The organism is Bradyrhizobium sp. 21, assembly GCF_023073335.1.
GTDB lineage: Bacteria > Pseudomonadota > Alphaproteobacteria > Rhizobiales > Xanthobacteraceae > Bradyrhizobium.
Window position 1 is genome coordinate 1 of sequence record NZ_JADPJG010000002.1, and the last position, 21,232, is coordinate 21,232.

Sequence of the window (21,232 nt, forward strand, 5' to 3'; positions counted from 1 at the left end):
GTTTCCGCGCTATCCTAGATTGAAATTTGACTTGGATCGAGTCCAATGAATGTCTGGCTCTGGCCCTAAGCCGAACAGCGGTTCAGGCGTCATGATGTCCGCTGTCGCTGGTAAATCGGACGCCGGGCTGCACTTGCGTCGCCAGCCCCCTGTGACCCATTGCGGACGTGAGACCGACTTGCGGATTGGCCCTTACAAGCACGTGGAAATAATGATTAGGGCTAGTCCATGGGGGCGTTGATTGCGGGTCTCCACAACCGCGTTCGTCAACGACGATTGCGATCTACGGTGCATCGCCTTTATGGGCTATTCGGCAACTCACGGCAGCTCTCCAAGGAGCTTCAACGCATCATTCAGCACGGCCCGATCCTGCGCTCGTTCAGCGGCTGCATCACCCGTGAACTCGCCGTGCGTCCGCGCATTCTGATTTCCCCTCGGCGCGCCCGATCTCCGGGCGCCGCCGTGCATGCGGCAACGGGCCTTGCCGTGCACTGCCGGCGCGCGGCAGGCGGTGCCGCTACGCGTGTTGGCGCCGCAGCGCTGGCTCCTCATCATCGCGCCTGTGTTGCGGATGTGATCGCCACTCATGCGTTGGCGCCTTGCCTGGATTCGGCCTGTGCGCAGTCGCCGACCTCCCGCGACGGGACCAGTCCCGCCTCAATCGCAGCGTCCGGCTCCGCGATGATCAGGCTTGCGTGCTGGGTGACGTTGCCCAGGATCGCCCTGCCGCCATCCTGCACCGACAAATTCCGGACCGTGATCGCGCGCTCGCCGTTGTTGCGGTGGCGGCTGAGTGCCTCGATCTGGCCTGCGAAGGTGCGGGCCAGCCGGGTCAATGCGCGGGTAATGCTCTCCTGCTGCGAAATGTCGTCGGTGCAGGCGAGGCGACAGGCAGAGCGCATCGACGCCATGTGAATGGACACCATCTGCGCCACGAGCATGGCCTCGATCGAATCCTTCGGTGCGATGCTCTTCACCATCGAGATCATGAAGGCGAGATTGGCTTCGTCGGGCTTTCGTCCGATCGCGCTGGCCTTCACCAATTGCTTCAGCAGACCGTGCAGCGCGTCGAGGTCGGCGGCGCCGAGCGCCTCGGCCAACAGCGGTTCGGCGGCTTGCGGGTCCGAATGCTTGATCACGATGCGCCGCTTGGTGAGCTTGATCCGCGGGCTCGCGGCGAGGCTGCCGCGAGCGTTTGCCGCAAGCGCCGGCATGCCGTGGTGTTCCGGTGATGTCGTCATGTGCTTTGTCCTTTGCCGGCGCGGGTTCATGGCGCGCGAAATCAATCGCTCGCCTGGCGCGCTTGTGGGATTTTCGGGATGTGGATGAAGAGCTTACGCGCGATCGCCGTGATCCGCCCCGTGGTCGGGCGGCCTGAATGCTGGCGATTGTTGCGATGCTGCCATCATGCCAGTGTTTTGCCCGACGGGTCAAACGGATTTGCGTGGTGCGCAATCCTCGTCGTGCAAGTCTCTGACCGTGCAAGTCTCTGACCGTGCAAGTCTCTGACCGTGCAAGTCTCTGACCGTGCAAGTCTCTGACCGCGCAAGTTCTTGTTCTCCCAGGGACCGGCTACTGTGCATGGGGTTGTTTTCGCATTTTTGTTTTGGATGCGGCTCTGACGTGCCGCGCGGCGGAATGCCGGCGGGCAAACGCGATTGCGCAATCCGGCGCGGCCCCCCATCATGATCGCCGAATGTGCCGCGTCAGGCAAAAGCGGCCGCCAGCGTCTGGGGAGAGACCGAATGCAACGAACGCTTCGCCTGCTGGCGATCGTCGCCGGATTGTGCGTGACGAGCGAGGCCCTCGCGCAAAAATATCCGGTGCGGCCGGTCAAGATCATGGTCGGCTTCAGCGCCGGCGGTCCGGTCGACGTCGTCGCGCGCATCATTGCCGATCGTCTCGGCAACAAGCTCGGACAGCCTTTCGTGGTCGAGAACCGCGCCGGCGCCAACGGCATGATCGCTGCCGAAGGCGTCGCGCATGCGGAAGCTGACGGCTACACGATGCTGGCCTGCAACTCGTCCACCATCACGCTCAACAAGACGCTGTTCAAGGATATCCGCTACGATCCGGAAAAAGACTTCGCGCCCTTGACGACAATCGTGTCGGCGCCGCTCGTGCTCGTGGTCAATCCGGAGAATCCCAAGACGGCCAACGTCAACACCGTCGCCGATCTCGTCGCCGCGGCGAAGGCTGCGCCAGGCGCGCTCGCTTACGGCTCGGGCGGCAACGGCAACCTCGCCCATCTCGCCATGGAGCTGCTCAGCCAGAAGGCCGGCGTCAAGATGATCCACGTGCCCTATCGCGGTGGGGCTGCGTCCGAGGTCGGCATCCTCGCGCAGGAGGTCTTGGCGGTGTTCGATCCGCTCTCCGCGGTGCCATTGGTGAAGGCCGGAAAGCTGCGCGCGCTCGCGGTGTCGTCAGCCGAGCGGCTGCCGTCGTTGCCCGAGGTGCCGACCGTGGCGGAAGCCGGTTATCCCGGCTTCGACCTCTCGTTCTGGGTCGGCTTCTTCATGCCGAAGGCTGTACCCGCGCCGATCCTGGAGAGGCTGCACCGGGAGATCGTCGCCGCTGCCAGCGATCCGGGGGTCGCGGACAAGCTCGGCTCGCAAGGCGTCGTCAGTGTGCTGAGCCCGGCCGACTACGCCGCCAAGATCGCGAAGGAGACCAGGGAGCTCGCCGAGGTCGTCGCAGCCGCGAACATCAAGGCGGAGTAGCACGTCGCCGGTGACCGACGACGAGAAACCGGTGTGACCGGTTAGCGCTCGCTGGATGCGAGGCGGATGGCGCGGGCCTTCGCGTTCTTTCCCGCCGCGCGCGCGGCGATCATGCTGCGCGCCTTGCCGTGGGTGCTCTTCCGGATCAGGGATGCAAGCCGCTTGCGCGCGCGGTTGGCCGTCAACCGCGCCGCCAGTTGCTCGGCCTTGCGAATGATGGTCGTGACCGAGGGCGTCAGGTTCACGGGAACCCAGGCGATATCTTTCGTCTTGGAGAGGCTGCCGATGCCTTCGCATGGCGCTTCGCGCGGCAGGTCGATCCGGATCGCGAGGGCTTCCGCCCGTTCGGTCCACTCCTCGGCCTTGGTGCCGGTGATGATGCGGACATAGTCGCGCGTCTCGCGCGGCAGCTCGCTCTCTTTGGCGAGCCATTTCTGGATCCGGCCCGGGCCCGCATTATAGGCGGCGGCGGCGAGGCCGAGATTGCCGAAATCGTCGCGGAGCTTGCGCAGGAATTTTGCCGATGCCGGCAGCGCCTTCATCGGATCGAAGGGATCATCGAGCCCGACCTCCGCCGCCGTTTCCGGCATGAACTGCGCGACGCCTTGGGCGCCGGCCTGGCTGACCTCGTTCGACTTGAAGCGGCTCTCCTGCCAGATCAGGCGGGCGAAGAACGGCACGGGAATGCCGCTGGCCTCGGCGGCTTCACGAAGCGCGTGGCAGAAGCGTTCAGTCGGGGAGACCTGTGCCTGCGCGACAGGTTCGACCACACGCGGCGGCTCGGGCGTCTCCTCATAGGCCGCGCGCGCATTGGCGAGCTCGAGGGCCTGCACGCTTGCGAGGAACAGCTCGACGACCGGAACAAGTGGCGAGGCTTGCGTGTTTTGAAGAACGGCGTGATCGAAACTGGATGTTTGCCGGGACGTCGACGGATCGAGGTCGCACATCAGAACCAGAAACGCGGCGCAAGCCGCGACGACAAATCGCATTGCGTGGACAACCTCGAACTGTGGGATGCAAACTGTGGGATGCAAACTGTGGGATGAGTGGCCGGCGGCGGCGCCGGTGACAAGGACTTGTTAACTGCAATTGCGGCGAAGCTGCGATTCTACCGGTTCCGCCGGTGTTACTACGGTGTTCCCGAACAGGAGTTGCCCGCACTTGTGCGGGTCATTTTCGAATTGGAACAAGCGACATGATGCGATTGATATTCAGCGCCGTGATTTCGCTGGGACTGACCGGTGCGGCCTTCGCGGCCAATCTCGATGCAGCAGCGGTGAACGACGCTGCGCGTCCCGCAAAACAGCCGGCGACCGACAAGATCAGCGCATCCGTCGTCAAGCTTCAAATCATGCTGGACCGTGCGCAGTTCTCGCCCGGCGAAATCGACGGCAAGTTCGGCGAGAACGCGCAGAAAGCGTTGAAGGCATTCGCCGAGCAGAACGGTATCGCATCCGACAAGACGATCGCGCCGGAGCTTTGGGACAGGCTGAGCGCGGCGAGCGAAGGTCCCGCGATTGTCGACTACAGGATCGCCGACGCCGACGTGAAGGGGCCGTTCCTGAAGGAGTTGCCGGGCAAGCTCGAGGACATGAAATCGCTCAAGGCGCTGAGCTACACCAGCCCGCTCGAGGGGCTCGCCGAAAAATTCCACATGAGCGGTGATCTGCTTCGCACCCTCAATCCCGGCAAATCTTTCGACAAGGCCGGCGAGACGATTGCCGTTGCGAATGTCGCTGCACCAAGAGAGCTGCCACCCGTTGCGCGGCTCGAGATCGACAAGAAGAACCAGACGCTGAAGGCGTTTGACTCGGCCGGCCGCCTGCTCGCGTTCTATCCCGCGTCAATCGGCAGTCCGGACCGTCCGACGCCGAGCGGGACGCTCAAGGTCACCAGCACCAACGAGAAGCCGACCTATCACTACAATCCGGACTACAAGTTCAGCAGCGTCAAATCGAAAAAGCCGTTCGATGTCCAGCCGGGTCCGAACAATCCGGTGGGTTCGTACTGGATCGGTCTGTCGGCGCAGGGGTACGGCATCCACGGCACGGCGGAGCCCGACAGGGTCAGCAAGTCCGCGTCACACGGCTGCGTCAGGCTGACCAATTGGGACGTGCGCACACTGGGCGACCACGTCAAGCGCGGTACGCCGGCGGTCTTCCTGAATGCGCCGACGGAATCCTCGTCCAGGCAGCGGGGGAAGCCTGCCGGCAGGCGCGCCTCGAATTAGTCCTAGAAACTAGTCTTTGGGAAAATCCTTGCGCATCGCGATCTCGGCGGCATCGCCGGGCGACAGCACGGTCTGGTCGAACGCGGCTTGCGGCCTCGTCATGATGTCGTAGAGCGAGATGCCCTTGATGGGTTTTCCCATCAGCTCGCGGACGCAGTCGGCGAGCGTGCCGTTGTAGACCATATAGGGCGGCCCGCGATGCCTCTGTCTCTCGCCTTTCAGCGACGGCCACTTCTTCAGTTCGGCCGGCGCGTCGTAGGCGATCGGCGATTCCTCTTTGAACATGCGCTAGGCCTCGGGCGTGGATAGCCTGAAATCCTAGGGCCGCGCGGTAAACGCTTGTTAAAGAATTAGTTCAAATCAGCCGGCAACGAAGGCGAGCAGGGTCCCGTTGGCCTTGGCCGGCGGCACGCAGATCGCGGCCCCGCTGCGCACAGCGGCCGAACCGAGCGCCTTCTCGGTGGCGGCGAGATCGCCGCTTACCAGCACCAGGGCCGCGCCGCCGCGTTCGGAGAGACCTGCGAGCGATACGCCGGGATAGCGCTTGCCGAGCTGGTCCAGCGTCAGATAGACGAAATCGGCACGATCGCCGCCGGAGGGCACGGTGACCGCGCCGTCGGCTTCCGTCTTCGGTTCGCGGTCGATCAGCCGTCCCAGATGCGCGGCCTCCTGCGCGGGTTCGGGCGTCGCGATCAGCGTCTGCTTGATCCGCTTGGCCGCATTGGCGTGCTTCATCAGCTCGGGGATCCACACGGTTTCGCGGGTCTTGTGCTGGCAGGCGAAAATGCGTACGCCGCCGGGCGCTTCCGCGGTCGGCCACATGAAGGTGCGGAATTTCGCTGCCGAGACCTCGCCGTTCGGCAACGTCACCGGCCGTTCGAAATCGGTAGGCCCGATCGGCACCAGGCCGCGTGCGCGGATCTCCTCCGCGCCGGCGGTGGAATCGACCGCGGTGAAGGCGATGCGCTCGATGCCTTCACCGCGCTTGTCGAGGAAGGCGCGCGCGGGCGCATTGTGCTCGGTCGCGGCAAGCACGCCGAGCAGCTCCATATAGTCAGGGTCGAACATGATGGTGTAGTTGCCGGTGCCCATATGCGCGCTGTGGGTGCCGCGCGGCGAGAGGGTGAAGCCGAGCTGCCGGTAGTTCTCGGCGGCCTTGTCGAGGTCCTGAACCATGACCACGGCGTGGTCGATACCGATGACGTTCTTGAGGGCCACTGTTCTTATCCCCGAATGCAAAATGACTTCAGGCCGCGCCAGCGGCCGCGGCTCCTGTCTACGCCGGATAGGCGGTCAAGTCATTTTCAATTCAGCGGGAGCTGCGGATTTTCATTCCGCGAAATGCAGCTCCGAAGCGTCACGGGGTCAGCGCGCCTGCTCGATATAGGCGGCGAGGGTGGCGCGCTCCTCACGGGTCATCTCGGTGATGTTGCCCGGCGGCATCGCATTGGACCAGGCGGCGACCCGGCCAATCAGGCGGATGTTGCGATGGATGTGCTCGGGCGCATCGAGCAATATGCCCTTCGGCGCGGTGACGATGCCGGCCCAGACCGGCTCGACCGCATGGCACATGCTGCAGCGGGACATCACGATCTCCTCGACATTGGCGAGCGTCGGCTGCGCCGACAGCGCGGCTGTCTTGACCTCGCGCGGGCCGGCCGCGGAGAGGAAGAGGATCGCGATCACGCCGGCCGCTGCGACGCCCCACACCCACCACGGCGAATTGCGCCCGGCGTGCCGCTCATTGAAGAAGTGGCGGATCACAGGCCCGAGCGCCAGGATGATCGCGACGATGATCCAGTTGAAGCGCGTGGCGTAGAGCAGGGGATAGTGGTTGCTGATCATCAGCACGACGACGGGGAGCGTCAGATAGTTGTTGTGGACCGAGCGCTCCTTGCTGGTCTTGCCGAGTTTCGGATCAGGCGCCTGTCCCGCGATCAGGCTGGCGACGATCTTCTTCTGGTTCGGGATGATCAGCGTGAAGACGTTGGCGACCATGATGGTGCCGATGAGTGCCCCGATCTGGTTGAAGGCACCGCGCCCGCTCAGCACGTGCGCGAAAGCATAGGTCAACGCGACCAGGAACAGATAGCCGCCGATGGCGAAGGGGAGCTCGCGCTGCGCGAGCCCGGTGCGGCAGGCGCCCTCATAAAGCAGCCACGCCAGCGCGAGGCTGCAGAAGCTGAACAGTCCGGCCTGGAATGGCGTGAGGTCGAGGACCGACTTGTCGACCAGGAACAGATCGGCCTCGAGATAATACACCACCACCATCAGCGCGAAGCCGGACAGCCAGGTGGTGTAGGCCTCCCATTTGAACCAGGTGAGATCGTCCGGCATCTGGGCGGGCGCCACCAGATATTTCATGATCCGGTAGAAGCCGCCGCCATGGACCTGCCAGGCCTCGCCCTGCACGCCGTCGGGCAGGTCGCTGTTGGGCTTGAGGCCGAGGTCGAGGGCGATGAAATAGAAGGAACTCCCGATCCAGGCGATCGCCGCCACCACGTGCAGCCAGCGGAGCAGCAGGCTCGCCCATTCCGATACGATGGATCCCCACATGATCACCCCATCAATTGCGACACCAATGCCGCAGCTTTGATGACCGCAACCGGCGGCCCCGCCCTTACAATGTGTCGCACCGATCAGCGATATTTTCCAGTACGATGGGTTGGCGCCGATGCACATCGTGCGGGCATGAGCTGACGTGGGATTCGGCAGGCGATTGACCTGTCGCAGAACGTTTGTGGGTCGATCGGCGTTGACGCGCGACACGTGCAGGCCGGGAGGGAACGACGTGAAGAACAGGATTTCGGTCGTGGCGATGTCCGCAGGCTGGCTGGTCGCGGTTGCGACCTGCGCGCGGGCCGAGCCGGTACTGCAGGGCAAGGATGCCTACGGCGATTGGCAGGCCGACAAGCCCGGCACCGTCAGGTTGATCCGGCCGCAGGATCTGGTCAGGCCGGGCGCCACGCGATCGGTTGCGAGTTCGTCGCGCGTGGTGCCGCGTCCGCCAGAGGCCGTGCTCCAGGTGCCGACAGGTTTCAAGATCGAGCTTTTCGCCGAGGGCCTGCGCGCCCCGCGCATCGTGCGGGTTGCGCCGAACGGCGATGTTTTCGTCGCGGAGACGCGCGCCGGCAACATCCGCGTATTGCGCGCCGGCGAAGGCGGCAAGGTCGCGACCAACGAGGTCTTTGCGAGCGGCCTGAGGCAGCCGTTTGGCATCGCCTTCTTTCCGAACGGTGACAATCCGCAATGGGTCTATGTCGCCAACACCGACAGCGTCGTCCGCTTTCCCTATCAGGCCGGAGATCTCAAGGCGCGCGGCAAGGCGGAGACGGTCGTGGCCAGCCTGCCGCATGACGGCGGCCATTCCACCCGCGACATCGTCTTCACGCCTGACAACAAGCGCATGCTGGTGTCCGTCGGCTCGCTCAGCAACGTCGCCGAGGGCATGGGCACGCCGCCGGGCGGATTGGAAGCGTGGTCGAAAGTGCAGCCGCTCGGCGCGGCCTGGGCCAGCGAAACCGAGCGCGCCGCCGTGCTCGCCTTCGCTCCTGACGGCAAGGAGCGGAAGATCTACGCCACCGGCATCCGCAACTGCGTCGGACTTGCGGTCCAGCCGCAGACCGGGTTGCCCTGGTGCTCGACCAATGAGCGCGACGGGCTCGGCGACGATCTCGTGCCTGACTACGTCACCAGCGTGAAGGAAGGCGCCTTCTATGGCTGGCCGTGGTTCTACATCGGTGGCAACGAAGACCCGCGCCATGCCGGCGCGCGGCCGGACCTCAATGATAAGGTGACGGTGCCCGATGTGCTGGTGCAGCCGCATTCGGCCTCGCTCGGCATGATTTTCTACCAGGGCACGCAGTTTCCGTCCGAGTACCAGGGCGACGCCTTTGCCGCCGAGCACGGCTCCTGGAACCGGTCGAAGCGCACCGGCTACAAGGTGATCCGCATCCGGATGAAGGACGGCAAGCCGACCGGCGAGTATGAGGATTTTGTCACGGGATTCGTGGTGAGCGATACCGAGGTATGGGGGCGGCCGGTCGGTGTTGCCGTGGCAAAGGATGGGGCGCTGCTGGTGTCGGAGGACGGCAACGGCACGATCTGGCGGGTGACGCATTAGACCAGCGCCACCTTCTCCCACAAGGGAAGAAGGAAGCGGCACGGCGCTCGCTTCACCTACCCCCGCCTCACACTGGCACCGCCATCCACCGGCAGCGTCACGCCGGTAATGAAGTTCGCCTCGTCCGACGCCAAAAACAGCGCGGCATTCGCGACGTCCCAGCCGGTGCCCATCTTCCTGCGCAGCGGCACCTTGCTGTCGCGCTCGGCTTCGACCTCGGCGCGGGTCTTGTGCCATTCGCGGGCGCGGGTGTCGACGGCCATCGGCGTGTTCATCAGGCCGGGCAGGATGACGTTGGCGCGGATTCCGTATTCGGCGTTCTGGTAGGCAAGCTGTTCGGTGAAGGCGATCATCGCCGACTTCGTCGCCTTGTAGGCGACGTAGGGATAGGTGGTGATCGCCGCCATCGAGGAGATGTTGATGATCGCACCGCTGTTCTGCGCGCGCATGATCGGGATCACTTCTTTCGCGGCGAGAATACAGCTCTTGAGATTGATGGCGACGACACGGTCGAACGCCTCCTCGGTGATCTGCAGCAGCTCGGCGTCACCGCCGGACAGGCTGACGCCGACATTGTTGTGCAGCACGTCGATCCGGCCCCAGCGCGCTTGCGCCTCTGCCACCATCGCCTTGATGTCGGCGGACTTTGTCACGTCGGCCTTGAAGGCTGCTGCGATGCCTTGTTTTGCCGTGATCATGGCGGCGGTTTCCTGCGCCGATTCCAGATGATGGTCGACGCATAAAACCTTCGCGCCTTCGCGTGCGAAGGTCAGCGCGGTGGCGCGGCCGTTGCCCATGCCTTCACCGGGGCTTTGCCCGGCTCCGACCACGATGGCGACCTTGTCGTTCAGGCGCATAACGTTTCTCCCTGCTTTTTCATTACGATAGCACAGGCTTTGCACGTGTGCCCAAGAACTTGCCGCTGCTTAGGAACCGTGCCCACGCGCCCGCGTTTGCTGCCGGAGCCTGTCCCGCGCTAGGCTCTGTCCCGGGGCTTCCCAATCGCCAGTGGCTTGCCGATGAATCTGCTCGATCCACAAGGGCCTGTGGCTGCGGCCAACAGCACCATCCTGGTCGATTCCGTCTTCATCATGCTGGCGATCGTGGTGCCGACCATTGTCGCGATCCTGGTCTTTGCGTTCTGGTTTCGCGCCTCCAATCCAAAAGCGCGCTTCCAGCCCGACTTCGTCTATTCGGGGCGCGTCGAGATGGTGGTGTGGGCGATCCCCGCGCTCACCGTCATCCTGCTCGGCGGGGTCGCCTGGATAGGCTCGCACCAACTCGACCCGGCAGCACCGGTGCCGGGGACTGGCAGCCCGGTCCGCATCCAGGCGGTTTCGCTCGACTGGAAATGGCTCTTCATCTATCCGGACCAGCGCATTGCCACCGTCAACACGCTGACCGTGCCGGCCGGTGCGGAGCTGAATTTCCAGCTGACGTCGTCGAGCGTGATGAACGTGTTCTTCATCCCGCAGCTCGGCAGCATGATCTACACCATGAACGGCATGGTGACGAAGCTGAACCTGCGCGCCGACAGCGAAGGCAAGCTGCATGGCCTGTCGGCGCATTTCTCGGGCGACGGCTTTCCGGACATGATGTTCGACGTCAACGTGATCTCGCCGCTCGCTTTTCCGGATTGGGTGGCTGCCACGGCGAAGAGCGACGCTGTCCTCAATGAGGAGAGCTACAAGAAGCTGATGCAGCAGGGCGTCGAAAAGGGCAGGCCGGTCTACCGGCTCGACGATCCCCGCCTGTTCGACCTGATCGCGACCCAGCACATTCCGCCAGGGCCGGGGCCGGAGCTGATCTCCGACGCCGGCCGCCCGCACAGTGGAGGCCACGATGCTCGGTAAGCTCGATTGGTCGGCTATCCCGTTCGATCAGCCCATTCCGCTGATCGCGGGCGCGGTGGTGCTGGTCGGGATCCTGGCAGTGCTGATCTGGGTCGTGGTTAAGGGGCATCTGCCCTATCTCTGGCACGAATGGATCACCAGCGTCGATCACAAGCGCATTGGCGTCATGTACATCCTGCTGGCCTCGGTGATGCTGCTGCGCGGCGGCAGCGACGCCATCATGATGCGGATCCAGCAGGCGGTCGCCTACCAGTCGCAGGGCTATCTGCCGCCCGAGCACTACAACCAGATCTTCTCAGCGCACGGCACCATTATGATCTTCTTCGTGGCGATGCCGTTCGTGATCGGGCTGATGAACCTCGTCGTGCCGCTCCAGCTCGGGGTACGCGATGTGGCTTTCCCGACGCTCAACTCGGTCGGTTTCTGGCTGACCGCGACCGGCGCGCTGCTGGTCAATCTCTCGCTCGTGATTGGCGAATTCGCCCGCACGGGCTGGCTCGCCTTTCCGCCGCTGTCGGAATTGTCCTATTCGCCGGGCGTCGGCGTCGACTATTACGCGTGGTCGCTGCAGATCTCCGGCGTCGGCACGCTGGTGGCCGGCATCAATCTTGTCACGACCGTGCTGAAGCTGCGGACCAAGGGCATGAACTATCTGCGCATGCCGATGTTCTGCTGGACCACGCTGGCCTCGAACCTCCTGATCGTCGCGGCCTTCCCGATTCTCACCGCCACGCTCGCGATGCTGCTGCTCGACCGCTATCTCGGCTTCCACTTCTTTACCAACGAAGCCGGCGGCAACGTCATGATGTTCATGAATTTGATCTGGGCCTGGGGGCATCCGGAAGTCTACATCCTCGTGCTGCCGGCCTTCGGCATCTTCTCCGAGGTGGTGTCGACGTTCTCCGGCAAGGCGCTGTTCGGCTATCGCTCCATGGTGCTCGCCACCATGGCGATCTGCATCATTTCCTTCATGGTCTGGCTGCATCATTTTTTCACGATGGGCGCCGGCCCCGACGTCAACGCGATCTTCGGCATCGCCAGCATGATCATCGCAATACCGACAGGCGTGAAGATCTACAACTGGCTGTTCACGATGTATGGCGGCCGCATCCGCTTCGAGACGCCGATGCTGTGGTCGATAGGCTTCATGGTCACCTTCATTGTCGGCGGTTTGACCGGAGTCTTGCTCGCGGTGCCGCCGGCCGATTTCATGCTCCACAACAGCATGTTCCTGGTCGCGCATTTCCACAACGTCATTATCGGCGGCGTGCTGTTCGGTGCCTTCGCTGGCTTTGAATACTGGTTCCCGAAGGCGTTCGGCTTTCGGCTCGACGAACGCTGGGGCAAGCTCGCGTTCTGGTTCACCTTTCTCGGCTTTTTCATCACCTTCGTCCCGCTCTATATCGCCGGGATGCTCGGCATGACGCGGCGGATGCAGCACTATGATGTCGCGGCATGGCGGCCGTGGATGATCGTGGCGGCCGTCGGCATGGCTGTGCTCACGATCGGGGTGATCTGCCAGATCATGCAGATCGTGGTCAGCATCCGCAACCGCGAGGCCCTGCGCGACCGCACCGGCGATCCCTGGGACGGCCGCTCGCTGGAATGGGCAACCTCGTCGCCGCCGCCAGTGTTCAATTTCGCCTTCGATCCCGACGTGCGCGGCGAGGACGCCTATTGGGATCTGAAGGCTCACGCCAAGCGACAATCGCTCGAGCATGAACCGCCGGAATACCACGACATCGAGATGCCCCGGAATTCGCCGACCGGATTCGTCTGCGCGTTCTTCGCCACCATCATGGGCTTTGCGCTGATCTGGCACATCTGGTGGATGGTGATTCTGGGCGGCCTGGGCGCTTGGGCGACCTTTGTCGTGTTCGCCTGGCGCGACCATGACGAATACGTCATTCCGGCCGATGAAGTCGCGCGCATCGATCGCGTCTCCATCGAGGACCGGCGCAATCTCGTCAGCATGGCGGGGTCTGTCTGATGTCGATGACCGCAACCGCCGGCCGCGCCCATGCCGACCCGCATCATATCGGCCGTACCGCCGAACATGAAGGACCGGCGCCAAAGCGCATCGTGACTGCCTACGGCTTCTGGATCTTCCTGCTCTCCGACATCGTGATGTTCTCGTGCTTTTTTGCAGCCTACGCGGTGCTGTCTGGCCAGACCGCCGATGGCCCGAAGGGCACGGAGATCTTCGAGCCGCGAAACGTGGCGATCGAGACGGTCTGCCTGCTGTTGTCGAGTTTTACGTGCGGCATGGCCAGTATCGCGGCCGATGTCCGCAACCGGTTCTGGTTCTACCTCGGCATGGCCGTGACCTGCGGGCTCGGACTGGTGTTCCTCATCATCGAGTTCCGCGAATTCGCCGATCTCGTCTCCCGCGGCTATGGGCCGTCGCGCAGCGCCTTCCTCACGGCGTTCTTCTCGCTGGTCGGGTGCCACGGGCTGCATGTCTCGGCCGGCGTGCTGTGGCTGCTGACCATGATGGCCCAGGTCTTCGCCAAAGGCTTTCGCGCCGACGTTCTGCGCCGGATGATGTGCTTTGCGCTGTTCTGGCACGCGCTCGACATCGTCTGGGTCGGGGTCTTTTCCGTGGTCTACCTGCTTGGGAGTGGCGGATGAGCGACCAGACGCATATGCCGGCCGGCCATGACCTTGCGCCGGGCGACGAGGAGCAACACAGTGTCGGCGCACGCATTCTCGGCTACGTCGTCGGCGTTGTGCTTGCGCTGCTGCTGACGGCGACCTCGTTCTTCATCGCCGGCACCGATCTGGTCTGGCAGCCTTCCATTCCCGTCGCCCTGATTGTGCTGGCCATCGCCCAGATGGGCGTGCATCTCGTGTTCTTTCTGCACATCACCACCGGCCCTGACAACACCAACAACGTGCTTGCGCTGGCGTTCGGGCTGCTGGTGGTCTTTCTGGTGGTCGGTGGCACCGTCTGGATCATGGGGCATCTGAATGCGAACATGCCGCCGATGGATCAGATCATGCAGATGCGCCGTTAGCGCATGGTGCAAAAAAGAAGAGCCGCTTGTTGTGGCAAGCGGCCCAAGTCTAGGGAGGAAACGCCCGAGCAAAGCAATCAGGCCGGAGCCGGATTGCCGCCAAGGAAACGCTCGCGCAAAGCGCTTGCGTACGTCTACAAATGCAGCAACTCCCGATAGAGTTCAATTCCGGATCAATACTGTCTCCGGCTACCGCTCACGGGCGCGTGATGGGCTTCGTCATTTCGGCCGGCGGCAATTATAGGCCTTGCGGAAGCCTGCGGCCTGGGCGTCGTCCTCCGAGCAGAACCAGCGGTCCGGCTTGGTGGTCGCGGGATAACTCGGGCAGCCCCGCAGATGATAAATGCCGATATTGCCGGTGACGCGTGCGCGCACCGCGAGCTTGCCCTTGATGCCACAGCTCGGCGGCATCGTCAGATCGTCGGGAAACAACACCGCGCGAATCTCCTTGTCGCGGTCGGCGCGGCAGGCGGCGCCCAGCAGCGCGCCGTCCTTCTTGCCGGTGCGGAATTCTTGCGGTGCAACAAAGCAGCCCTTCCAGATCCCGGCTGTGGCCGATTTGGCGTCGGACGCCGCCGGCTTGACGTTCGCCTTGATCGGCTCGCGCGCGATGGCATAGCCGAGCTTGACCAGTTGCTCGTTCAAGCTGGTCTTGTCGCCCTCGGCGGTGCAGATCGCGCGGTGCCGTTTGCCGAAGCTTTTTTCGGGCCCGACATCGTCGCAACGCACGGTTCGCTTGCCGATCAGCTTGGCGAGCTGGTCGCGGGCCTCGATGCCGCAGGTCCAGGGATCGGCGTGATCGTCGATGCAGACCTGGTCCAGCTCGGGCGCGTCGACACCGTCGAGGCGGTAGGTGACGTCGCCGAGCTGGATGGCGTTGCCGTCGCGGACCGTCGCGGCGGCGGTCAGCGCGGAGGCGGGGTTGCAGGTGCCCAGAAATCCGGACAGAGCGAGAAAGGAAACGAGCGCGAAAGCGCGGGCGGCGGCAAATGAATTCTCGAAGGACATAAGGTCTCGCTATCGATTGCTCTCTCGCCTTGTTCCTAGCATCCGGATGTGGCGATACCAATGGTCTGCGCCCTGCGAAGTGCGACATTCCGGCCCCGCGGCTTTACTCAGCCGTAGCTCTGATCCTATCGTTCGCCGGCCTCGTTGACCGCGAAGGCCGAATCGCCCGGGAAGCGGCGAGGGGAGGAAGAGGCTGCGATGAAAGACCCCGTGGACGTCCTGATCATCGGCGCCGGCGCTTCAGGCGCGGCAGTCGCATGGTCGCTGGCCGAGACCAAGATGCATATTCTCTGCCTGGAGCAGGGCGGCTGGATGAATCCGGCGGAATACCCCAGCACGGGCCGCGACTGGGAGGCCAAGTTCTACGGCGAGTGGTCGTCGAGCCCGAACATCCGCGGCCGGCCCGAGGACTATCCGATCAACGACGACAATTCGCCGATCAAGGTCGTCAACTACAACGCAGTCGGCGGCTCGACGGTGATGTACACCGCGCACTGGCCGCGGCTGCATCCCTCCGACTTCAAGGTCAAGACGCTCGACGGCGTCGCCGACGACTGGCCGATCGACTACGACGCCCTGACCCCGTTCTTCGAGGAGAACGACCGCATCATGGGCACGTCAGGGCTGTCAGGGGATCCGCTGTCGCCCCTGACGCATCCGCCGATGCCGCAGCAGCCGCTCGGATTGTCCGGGGCCATCATCGGCAAGGCCATGAACAAGCTCGGCTGGCACTGGTGGCCGTCGGATACGACGGTCGCGACCATGGACTACGAGGGCCGCGCGCGCTGCATCAATCTCGGCCATTGCACGCCGGCCTGCGCGCAAGGCGCGAAATCCTCGACCGACATCACCTATTGGCCGCACGCGATCCGCGCCGGCGTCGAGCTGCGCACCCATTGCCGGGTGCGCGAGATCACCACCGCCGAGAACGGCATGGCCACCGGTGTGGTCTATTATGACAAGGACGGCGTCGAGCAGTTTCAGCCGGCGCATGTCGTCATCATCGCCTGCAACGGCGTCGGAACGCCGCGGCTCTTGCTGAACTCGGCGTCGAACCGCTTTCCGAACGGGCTTGCCAATTCGTCGGGCCTCGTCGGCAAGAATTTGATGTTCCATCCATATGCGCAGATCTACGGCTATGTGAAGGAGCCGACCGACAGCAACCGCGCACCGCCGACCTGCCTGTGGAGCAAGGAGTGGTACGACACGGACCTGTCGCGCGGCTTCGTGCGCGGCTACGGCGTTCAGTTCGTGCGCGGCGCCGGGCCGGTATTCGAGGCTGTCGTTAGCGAGCAGAAGGGAGTTCTGCCGTGGGGCGCCGATCATCACCGCGTCTTCCGCAAGCTCAACGGCCATCGGCTGGGTTTCTCCGCGATCTGCGAGGACCTCCCGGAAGAGCATAACCAGGTCACGCTCGATCCGGAATTGAAGGACAGCCACGGCATTCCGGCGCCGAAGATCGACTACACGATCAGCGAGAATAGCCGGAAGATGATGGAGCATGCGCTCGCGCGCGGCCGCGAGGTCCTCGATACCGCGGGGGCGAGCGACATCTGCGTCAACTCGCCGATCCCGTGGGGCGGCTGGCACCTGCTCGGCACGGCACGCATGGGCGCCGACCCCGAGCGCTCCGTCGTCAACGAATGGGGCCGTTCGCACGACGTGAAGAACCTCTTCATCGTCGACGGCAGCATCTTCGTCACCTCGGGCGGGGTGAACCCGACGTCCACCATACAGGCCCTCGCGCTCTACATCGCCGACCAGATGAAGCAGCGTCTCGCCAATTTGTTTGATTGAGAATGATGCAGAACAAAGCGACCTCCGCATTCGATGCACCTCTCCCGCTTGCGGGAGAGGTCGGTACGAAGTGCCGGGTGAGGGTTCTCTCCTCTGGGGGAGTCTCTCTGTGGAAGCACCCTCCCCCTGACCCTCCCCCGCAGGCGGGGGAGGGAGCGCACTGTCACCGCGGTTGTAAAGTTCTGACGAGAGGACACGATGCCTGATCCACTCTCCCTCACGCCGCGGCAGCGCGACGACCTTCGCACCATCGCCGCGATGATCGTTCCCGCCAGCGACGAGTACAAGATGCCCGGCGCCGACGACCCCGCGATCCAGGCCGACATGCTGGGGACGCTGGGGCGGGACGCCAAATTGGTGGCGGCAGCGCTCGACCATCTAGCGCGGCTTGCGGGCCAACCGTTCGCCGAGCTCGATGCGGCGAAGCGGGATGCGGTGGCGCGGGAATTTCGCAGTTCCGGCGGCGCGGCCGCCGCAACGCTCGTCCGCGTCGTGCTGCAATGCTACTACCGCGACGATCGGGTGCTGCGGTCGCTCGGGCTGGAGCTGCGCGCGCCGTTCCCCATGGGCTACGTGCTGGAGGATGGCGACTGGTCGCTGCTCGACCCGGTCAAGGCAAGAGTAGGCACGCTGCGACGGGGGGCCTAGCAGCCCGCGCCACTTGCGCGGGAGGGAACAGGCCACCATCTGTGTGAGCCTCAAGGACTCTTGCCATGTTGGACTTTACCTCAGACATCGTCGATGACGCACCGTCATCGCGAACGACAGCGTCTGCCCCGGTCGACGACCGGGCCCTGCTGGACGCCTATTCCAATGCCGTGATCGACGTGACCGATCGCGTCGGCCCTGCCGTCGTGCGCGTCGAGACCGGGCCGAAAGTGCCGAACGGCCGCGAGCGCGGCGGGCTCGGCTCCGGCATCGTGATTTCGCCGGACGGACTCGTGCTCACCAACAGCCACGTGGTCGGCTCCTCCAGGGAGATCCGGCTGCGGGACGTCGAGGGCCATGTAGGCGATGCCCGGGTGCTCGGCGTCGATCCCGATACCGACCTCGCGCTCCTGCGCGCCAACGGCGTGCGGGACTTGCCCTATGCCGCGCTCGGCAACTCCCAGAACCTGAAGCGCGGCCAGCTCGTGATCGCGATCGGCAATCCGCTCGGCTTCGAATCGACCGTCACCGCCGGCGTGGTCTCGGCGCTCGGGCGCTCGATCCGCTCGGTCAGCGGACGCACCATCGAGGACGTGATCCAGACCGACGCCGCGCTCAATCCCGGCAATTCCGGCGGTCCCCTGGTGTCATCGAATGCCGAGGTGATCGGCATCAACACGGCCATCATCAGCGGCGCGCAAGGCATCTGCTTTGCGGTCGCCAGCAACACCGCGCAATTCGTGCTGTCGGAGATCATCCGCCACGGCTATGTCCGCCGAGCCTATATCGGCGTCGCCGGCCAGACCGCGCCGATCCCGCGGCGCCATGCGGTGCTCGCCGGCGTCGAGAACAAGATGGGCGCGCTGTTGGCGCAGATCGAGCCGGACGGACCGGCCGCGAAAGCCGGCCTGTTGTCCGGCGATGTCGTGATCAAGCTGGACGGCGTCGAGATCAACGGCGTCGACGATCTGATCCGCGTACTCGATCGCGACCGGATCGGCCGGCGGCTCGCCATGGACGTGCTGCGCCTCGGCCGGCTGCGGGCGATCGATATCGACCCGGTCGAGCGGAAGCCGGCGCGCTAGCAGGCCGGCGTCCGGACGGGGTATGACGGTGTCATGCCCCGCTTTTGAAAGCATGCCGCATGATGCCGGCACATGAGACCTACGACGTCATTGTCATCGGCGCCGGTGCGGGTGGCATGACAGCTGCGGCCGTGGCCGCCGCCGAAGGCCTGCGCGTGCTGGTCATCGAGAAGACGGCCTTTGTCGGCGGCACCACCGCGTGGTCCGGCGGCATGGTCTGGATCCCCGCCAATTTCGGGATGAAAGAGGCGGGGCTTTCCGACAGCGTATCCGATGCCGTCCGATATCTCGCGAGCACCGTGTCCGAGCCCGCCAATGCGGGCTTGCGCGCCGCCTTCCTCGCGCGCGGGCCGGAGGCCATCGCCTATCTCGAAGCCAGGACCGAACTCCGCCTCCAGGTCGTGAAGGCCTATCCGGACTATTACCCGGAGCGTCTCGGCGCGACTGCGGGTGGACGCGTGCTCGAACCGGTCGCGTTCGACGGCACGCGGCTGGGCACGAGTTTCGCCCGATTGCGGCCGCCGCTGCCGGAGTTCACGCTGTTCGGCGGCATGATGGTCGATCGCCTCGACGTCCCGCATTTGCGCAAGGTCGGGACGTCGCTGCGTTCGACATTGCGTGCGGCGCGGCTCGTGTCTGAATACGCGTTACAGCGGCTTCGCAGCCCGCGCGGCACGACGCTGTATCTCGGCAACGCGCTCGCCGCGCGGCTGTATGCCTCGCTGTTGTCGCGGCAGGTTGAAATCCTCTTCAGCGCCGACGTCGAGGAATTGTCGATGCAGGGCGGGCGCGTCGATGGTATCGTGATCCGCCACGGTTTCCGCGACCGCCTGATCGCCGCGCGCCGCGGCGTCGTGGTGGCGACCGGCGGCTTTTCGCACGATGCCGTTTTACGCAAGCGTTTCTTCCCGCCCGCGGCCGGGTTTGTCTCGGCGACCAACAGCTCCGCTACCGGCGACGGGCTTCGCCTCGCGACCGCAACCGGAGCCGCGCTCAGTACCGAGGCGACCAGCCCGGCGTACTGGGTGCCGGCCTCGCTGTTCCGCCGCGCCGATGGCAGCCGTGGCGTTTTCCCGCACACGGTGACCGACCGCGCCAAGCCCGGTGTGATCGCGGTCAATGCAGCCGGCCGGCGCTTCGTCAACGAGGCGCTGTCCCACCACGAATTCGTGCTCGCGATGCTGCGCGACGGCAATGGCGAGCCGAATCTGCCGTTCTATCTGATCTGCGACCGCCAATTCCTGTGGAATTACGGCCTCGGCCGCATCAAGCCGTTCACGCGCAATATCAGGCGCTATGTGACGAGCGGCGATTTGATCGAGGCCGGAAACATCGGGCAGCTCGCGACGAAGCTCGGCGTCAAGCCATCCACGCTCGCCGTGACGGTCGCGACCTACAATTCCGATGCGAACGAGGGCCGCGATCCCGCGTTCGGGCGCGGCAGCACCATCTATCAGCGCCATCTCGGAGACGCCGCTCACAAGCCCAACCCCTGCGTCGCTCCGATCGTTTGCGCGCCGTTCTTCGCGTTGCGCATCCATCCGGCCGATCTCGGCACGGCGATCGGCATGAAAGGTCGACGCGCAAGCACGCGTGCTGCGCGAGGACGGTACGCCGATCGCCGGCCTCTACGCCTGCGGCAACGACATGGGCTCGATCATGAACGGCAACTCTCCGGGGCCAGGGATTGCGCTCGGGCCGGCGCTGACATTCGGGTACATCGCGGGGCGGCATCTGGCGGAGGGGACGTCGCACGCGGCGAATGTAGCCACGGTCTCCACGTAGCGGTCCTCTCCGCTGTCATGCCCGTTGCCGCCCCGGAATGACGAGGTGATGAGTTCGTTACCATCGCCCAAGGCTTGAGCAAATGCACGTCGCAAAGCCGTCGCACAGGGAATAAGCAACCCTCCGTTCCCGACGTAAGTTTCTGACGACGCAGCAAATTCGTTCGCTGCCCGCGCGCCATCGGCATTGTACACAATGGCACGGCGCTTGCAGAACTCCCGGCAAAGAGAGTTCTCGCGGGGGCCTACGTTATGTTGAGCTCAACCAAGCCTACTCTGGACGTCGTCAGCGCCGAGCCTGAGCCGATCAAGCTCGACTGGGCGAGCACCGCGCTCATCATCATCGACATGCAGCGCGATTTCATGGAGCCCGGCGGTTTCGGCGAGACGCTCGGCAACGACGTCAGCCAGCTCGCTCGCGCGGTAAAGCCGATCGGCGCGCTGCTCAAGGCGGCGCGCGACACCGGCATGCTGGTCGTCCATACGCGCGAGGGGCATCTGCCCGATCTTTCCGACGCGCCGCCGGCGAAAGTCGAGCGCGGCGCGCCGAGCCTGCGCATCGGCGATCCCGGCCCGATGGGGCGCATTCTCATTCGCGGCGAAGCCGGCCACGACATCATTCCAGAACTCTATCCGCTCGACAGCGAGGTCGTGATCGACAAGCCGGGCAAGGGCGCGTTCTACGCCACCGAACTCACCGACGTGCTGGAGAAATACGGCATCGAGAATCTGCTGGTGTGCGGCGTCACCACTGAGGTGTGCGTCAACACCACCGTGCGCGAAGCCAATGACCGCGGCTACCGCTGCGTCGTCATCTCGGATGGCTGCGCATCCTACTTCCCTGAATTTCACGAAATGGGCCTGAAAATGATCAAGGCCCAGGGCGGAATCTTCGGCTGGGTTGCGAGCTCAGCCGCGGTACTGGAGGCGATGAAGACTTCAAATATTTCAGCTTAGGGGCATCACC

Annotated in this window: 19 protein-coding genes and 1 pseudogene; 12 read left to right on the forward strand and 8 right to left on the reverse strand. The window is 64.5% G+C overall.

Annotated features, from left to right (window positions below; genetic code table 11):
- Positions 1-318 precede the first annotated feature (318 nt).
- Positions 319-588 (reverse strand): HGGxSTG domain-containing protein, encoded by a 270-nt coding sequence (locus tag IVB31_RS33600; protein WP_346730842.1) that lies wholly within the window; start codon positions 586-588, stop codon positions 319-321.
- The gene (locus IVB31_RS00010) at positions 585-1,241 is read right to left on the reverse strand and encodes a hypothetical protein (protein WP_247317126.1); all 657 of its coding nucleotides are present in this window, start codon (positions 1,239-1,241) and stop codon (positions 585-587) included. The genes IVB31_RS33600 and IVB31_RS00010 overlap by 4 nt, the downstream gene beginning before the upstream one ends.
- Before the next feature lie 504 nt (positions 1,242-1,745).
- On the opposite strand from IVB31_RS00010, the gene IVB31_RS00015 reads away from it, so the two are divergent.
- Positions 1,746-2,720, forward strand: a complete 975-nt coding sequence (locus IVB31_RS00015; RefSeq protein WP_247317127.1) for a tripartite tricarboxylate transporter substrate binding protein — start codon at positions 1,746-1,748, stop codon at positions 2,718-2,720.
- Between the two features lie 41 nt (positions 2,721-2,761).
- Here the strand turns inward: IVB31_RS00015 and IVB31_RS00020 are convergent, their stop codons facing one another.
- Complete coding sequence (locus tag IVB31_RS00020) at positions 2,762-3,709, reverse strand: lytic transglycosylase domain-containing protein (RefSeq protein ID WP_247317129.1); 948 nt, start codon at positions 3,707-3,709, stop codon at positions 2,762-2,764.
- A 206-nt stretch (positions 3,710-3,915) separates the two neighbouring features.
- On the opposite strand from IVB31_RS00020, the gene IVB31_RS00025 reads away from it, so the two are divergent.
- Positions 3,916-4,950 carry a L,D-transpeptidase family protein gene (locus IVB31_RS00025; RefSeq protein WP_247317131.1) on the forward strand — a complete coding sequence of 345 codons (1,035 nt, stop codon included), beginning with the start codon at positions 3,916-3,918 and terminating at the stop codon, positions 4,948-4,950.
- 9 nt (positions 4,951-4,959) lie between these two features.
- Here IVB31_RS00025 and IVB31_RS00030 read toward each other — a convergent pair whose 3' ends face one another.
- The 3 genes from IVB31_RS00030 to IVB31_RS00040 form a co-directional block, all read right to left on the reverse strand.
- Positions 4,960-5,235, reverse strand: a complete 276-nt coding sequence (locus tag IVB31_RS00030; RefSeq protein ID WP_247317133.1) for a hypothetical protein — start codon at positions 5,233-5,235, stop codon at positions 4,960-4,962.
- Positions 5,236-5,310: 75 nt separating this feature from the next.
- On the reverse strand, positions 5,311-6,168 hold the full coding sequence (locus IVB31_RS00035; RefSeq protein WP_247317135.1) for a VOC family protein: 858 nt from the start codon (positions 6,166-6,168) through the stop codon (positions 5,311-5,313).
- Between the two features lie 147 nt (positions 6,169-6,315).
- A complete protein-coding gene (locus IVB31_RS00040) occupies positions 6,316-7,506 on the reverse strand; it encodes a urate hydroxylase PuuD (protein ID WP_247317136.1) in 1,191 nt (396 codons plus the stop codon).
- A 235-nt stretch (positions 7,507-7,741) separates the two neighbouring features.
- On the opposite strand from IVB31_RS00040, the gene IVB31_RS00045 reads away from it, so the two are divergent.
- A complete protein-coding gene (locus tag IVB31_RS00045; protein ID WP_247317138.1) occupies positions 7,742-9,073 on the forward strand; it encodes a sorbosone dehydrogenase family protein in 1,332 nt (443 codons plus the stop codon).
- 56 nt (positions 9,074-9,129) lie between these two features.
- On the opposite strand, the gene IVB31_RS00050 is transcribed toward IVB31_RS00045, so the two are convergent.
- Positions 9,130-9,930, reverse strand: coding sequence for an SDR family NAD(P)-dependent oxidoreductase (locus IVB31_RS00050; protein WP_247317140.1), 801 nt, complete (start codon positions 9,928-9,930; stop codon positions 9,130-9,132).
- Between the two features lie 162 nt (positions 9,931-10,092).
- Here IVB31_RS00050 and IVB31_RS00055 point away from each other — a divergent pair, with 162 nt between their 5' ends.
- From IVB31_RS00055 to cyoD, 4 genes are read left to right on the forward strand one after another with little or no spacing between them, the layout of a single operon-like run.
- Complete coding sequence (locus tag IVB31_RS00055) at positions 10,093-10,926, forward strand: cytochrome ubiquinol oxidase subunit II (RefSeq protein WP_247317141.1); 834 nt, start codon at positions 10,093-10,095, stop codon at positions 10,924-10,926.
- Positions 10,916-12,916, forward strand: coding sequence for a cytochrome o ubiquinol oxidase subunit I (gene cyoB, locus IVB31_RS00060; protein ID WP_247317144.1), 2,001 nt, complete (start codon positions 10,916-10,918; stop codon positions 12,914-12,916). The genes IVB31_RS00055 and cyoB overlap by 11 nt, the downstream gene beginning before the upstream one ends.
- Positions 12,916-13,557 carry a cytochrome (ubi)quinol oxidase subunit III gene (locus tag IVB31_RS00065; protein WP_247317147.1) on the forward strand — a complete coding sequence of 214 codons (642 nt, stop codon included), beginning with the start codon at positions 12,916-12,918 and terminating at the stop codon, positions 13,555-13,557. Before cyoB ends, IVB31_RS00065 begins: the two co-directional genes overlap by 1 nt.
- Positions 13,554-13,943, forward strand: a complete 390-nt coding sequence (cyoD, locus tag IVB31_RS00070) for a cytochrome o ubiquinol oxidase subunit IV (protein ID WP_247317152.1) — start codon at positions 13,554-13,556, stop codon at positions 13,941-13,943. Before IVB31_RS00065 ends, cyoD begins: the two co-directional genes overlap by 4 nt.
- Positions 13,944-14,162: 219 nt before the next feature.
- Here cyoD and IVB31_RS00075 read toward each other — a convergent pair whose 3' ends face one another.
- A complete protein-coding gene (locus IVB31_RS00075; protein ID WP_247317155.1) occupies positions 14,163-14,951 on the reverse strand; it encodes a thermonuclease family protein in 789 nt (262 codons plus the stop codon).
- A 198-nt stretch (positions 14,952-15,149) separates the two neighbouring features.
- Between IVB31_RS00075 and IVB31_RS00080 the strand changes: the two genes are divergently transcribed.
- From IVB31_RS00080 to IVB31_RS00100, 5 genes and pseudogenes are all read left to right on the forward strand, one after another.
- On the forward strand, positions 15,150-16,748 hold the full coding sequence (locus IVB31_RS00080) for a GMC family oxidoreductase (RefSeq protein WP_247317157.1): 1,599 nt from the start codon (positions 15,150-15,152) through the stop codon (positions 16,746-16,748).
- A gap of 198 nt (positions 16,749-16,946) precedes the next feature.
- Positions 16,947-17,396 (forward strand): gluconate 2-dehydrogenase subunit 3 family protein, encoded by a 450-nt coding sequence (locus tag IVB31_RS00085; RefSeq protein ID WP_247317159.1) that lies wholly within the window; start codon positions 16,947-16,949, stop codon positions 17,394-17,396.
- A gap of 65 nt (positions 17,397-17,461) precedes the next feature.
- Positions 17,462-18,481: a trypsin-like peptidase domain-containing protein gene (locus tag IVB31_RS00090; RefSeq protein ID WP_247317161.1), complete on the forward strand. Its 1,020-nt coding sequence runs from the start codon at positions 17,462-17,464 to the stop codon at positions 18,479-18,481.
- Between the two features lie 59 nt (positions 18,482-18,540).
- Positions 18,541-20,266: pseudogene (locus tag IVB31_RS00095) on the forward strand (FAD-dependent oxidoreductase).
- Positions 20,267-20,517: 251 nt separating this feature from the next.
- Positions 20,518-21,222 (forward strand): isochorismatase family cysteine hydrolase, encoded by a 705-nt coding sequence (locus IVB31_RS00100; protein ID WP_247317163.1) that lies wholly within the window; start codon positions 20,518-20,520, stop codon positions 21,220-21,222.
- The last annotated feature ends 10 nt before the right edge of the window (positions 21,223-21,232 follow it).

Bases quoted from the DNA above. Each gene is read 5' to 3' on its own strand.
- IVB31_RS00080 (WP_247317157.1), top strand. From the start codon at position 15,150: ATGAAAGACCCCGTGGACGTCCTGATCATCGGCGCCGGCGCTTCAGGC.
- IVB31_RS00020 (WP_247317129.1), bottom strand. From the start codon at position 3,709: ATGCGATTTGTCGTCGCGGCTTGCGCCGCGTTTCTGGTTCTGATGTGC.
- IVB31_RS00075 (WP_247317155.1), bottom strand. From the start codon at position 14,951: ATGTCCTTCGAGAATTCATTTGCCGCCGCCCGCGCTTTCGCGCTCGTT.
- IVB31_RS33600 (WP_346730842.1), bottom strand. From the start codon at position 588: ATGAGTGGCGATCACATCCGCAACACAGGCGCGATGATGAGGAGCCAG.
- IVB31_RS00065 (WP_247317147.1), top strand. From the start codon at position 12,916: ATGTCGATGACCGCAACCGCCGGCCGCGCCCATGCCGACCCGCATCAT.
- cyoB (WP_247317144.1), top strand. From the start codon at position 10,916: ATGCTCGGTAAGCTCGATTGGTCGGCTATCCCGTTCGATCAGCCCATT.
- IVB31_RS00050 (WP_247317140.1), bottom strand. From the start codon at position 9,930: ATGCGCCTGAACGACAAGGTCGCCATCGTGGTCGGAGCCGGGCAAAGC.
- IVB31_RS00085 (WP_247317159.1), top strand. From the start codon at position 16,947: ATGCCTGATCCACTCTCCCTCACGCCGCGGCAGCGCGACGACCTTCGC.
- IVB31_RS00100 (WP_247317163.1), top strand. From the start codon at position 20,518: ATGTTGAGCTCAACCAAGCCTACTCTGGACGTCGTCAGCGCCGAGCCT.
- cyoD (WP_247317152.1), top strand. From the start codon at position 13,554: ATGAGCGACCAGACGCATATGCCGGCCGGCCATGACCTTGCGCCGGGC.
- IVB31_RS00025 (WP_247317131.1), top strand. From the start codon at position 3,916: ATGATGCGATTGATATTCAGCGCCGTGATTTCGCTGGGACTGACCGGT.
- IVB31_RS00030 (WP_247317133.1), bottom strand. From the start codon at position 5,235: ATGTTCAAAGAGGAATCGCCGATCGCCTACGACGCGCCGGCCGAACTG.
- IVB31_RS00010 (WP_247317126.1), bottom strand. From the start codon at position 1,241: ATGACGACATCACCGGAACACCACGGCATGCCGGCGCTTGCGGCAAAC.
- IVB31_RS00055 (WP_247317141.1), top strand. From the start codon at position 10,093: ATGAATCTGCTCGATCCACAAGGGCCTGTGGCTGCGGCCAACAGCACC.
- IVB31_RS00040 (WP_247317136.1), bottom strand. From the start codon at position 7,506: ATGTGGGGATCCATCGTATCGGAATGGGCGAGCCTGCTGCTCCGCTGG.
- IVB31_RS00015 (WP_247317127.1), top strand. From the start codon at position 1,746: ATGCAACGAACGCTTCGCCTGCTGGCGATCGTCGCCGGATTGTGCGTG.
- IVB31_RS00090 (WP_247317161.1), top strand. From the start codon at position 17,462: ATGTTGGACTTTACCTCAGACATCGTCGATGACGCACCGTCATCGCGA.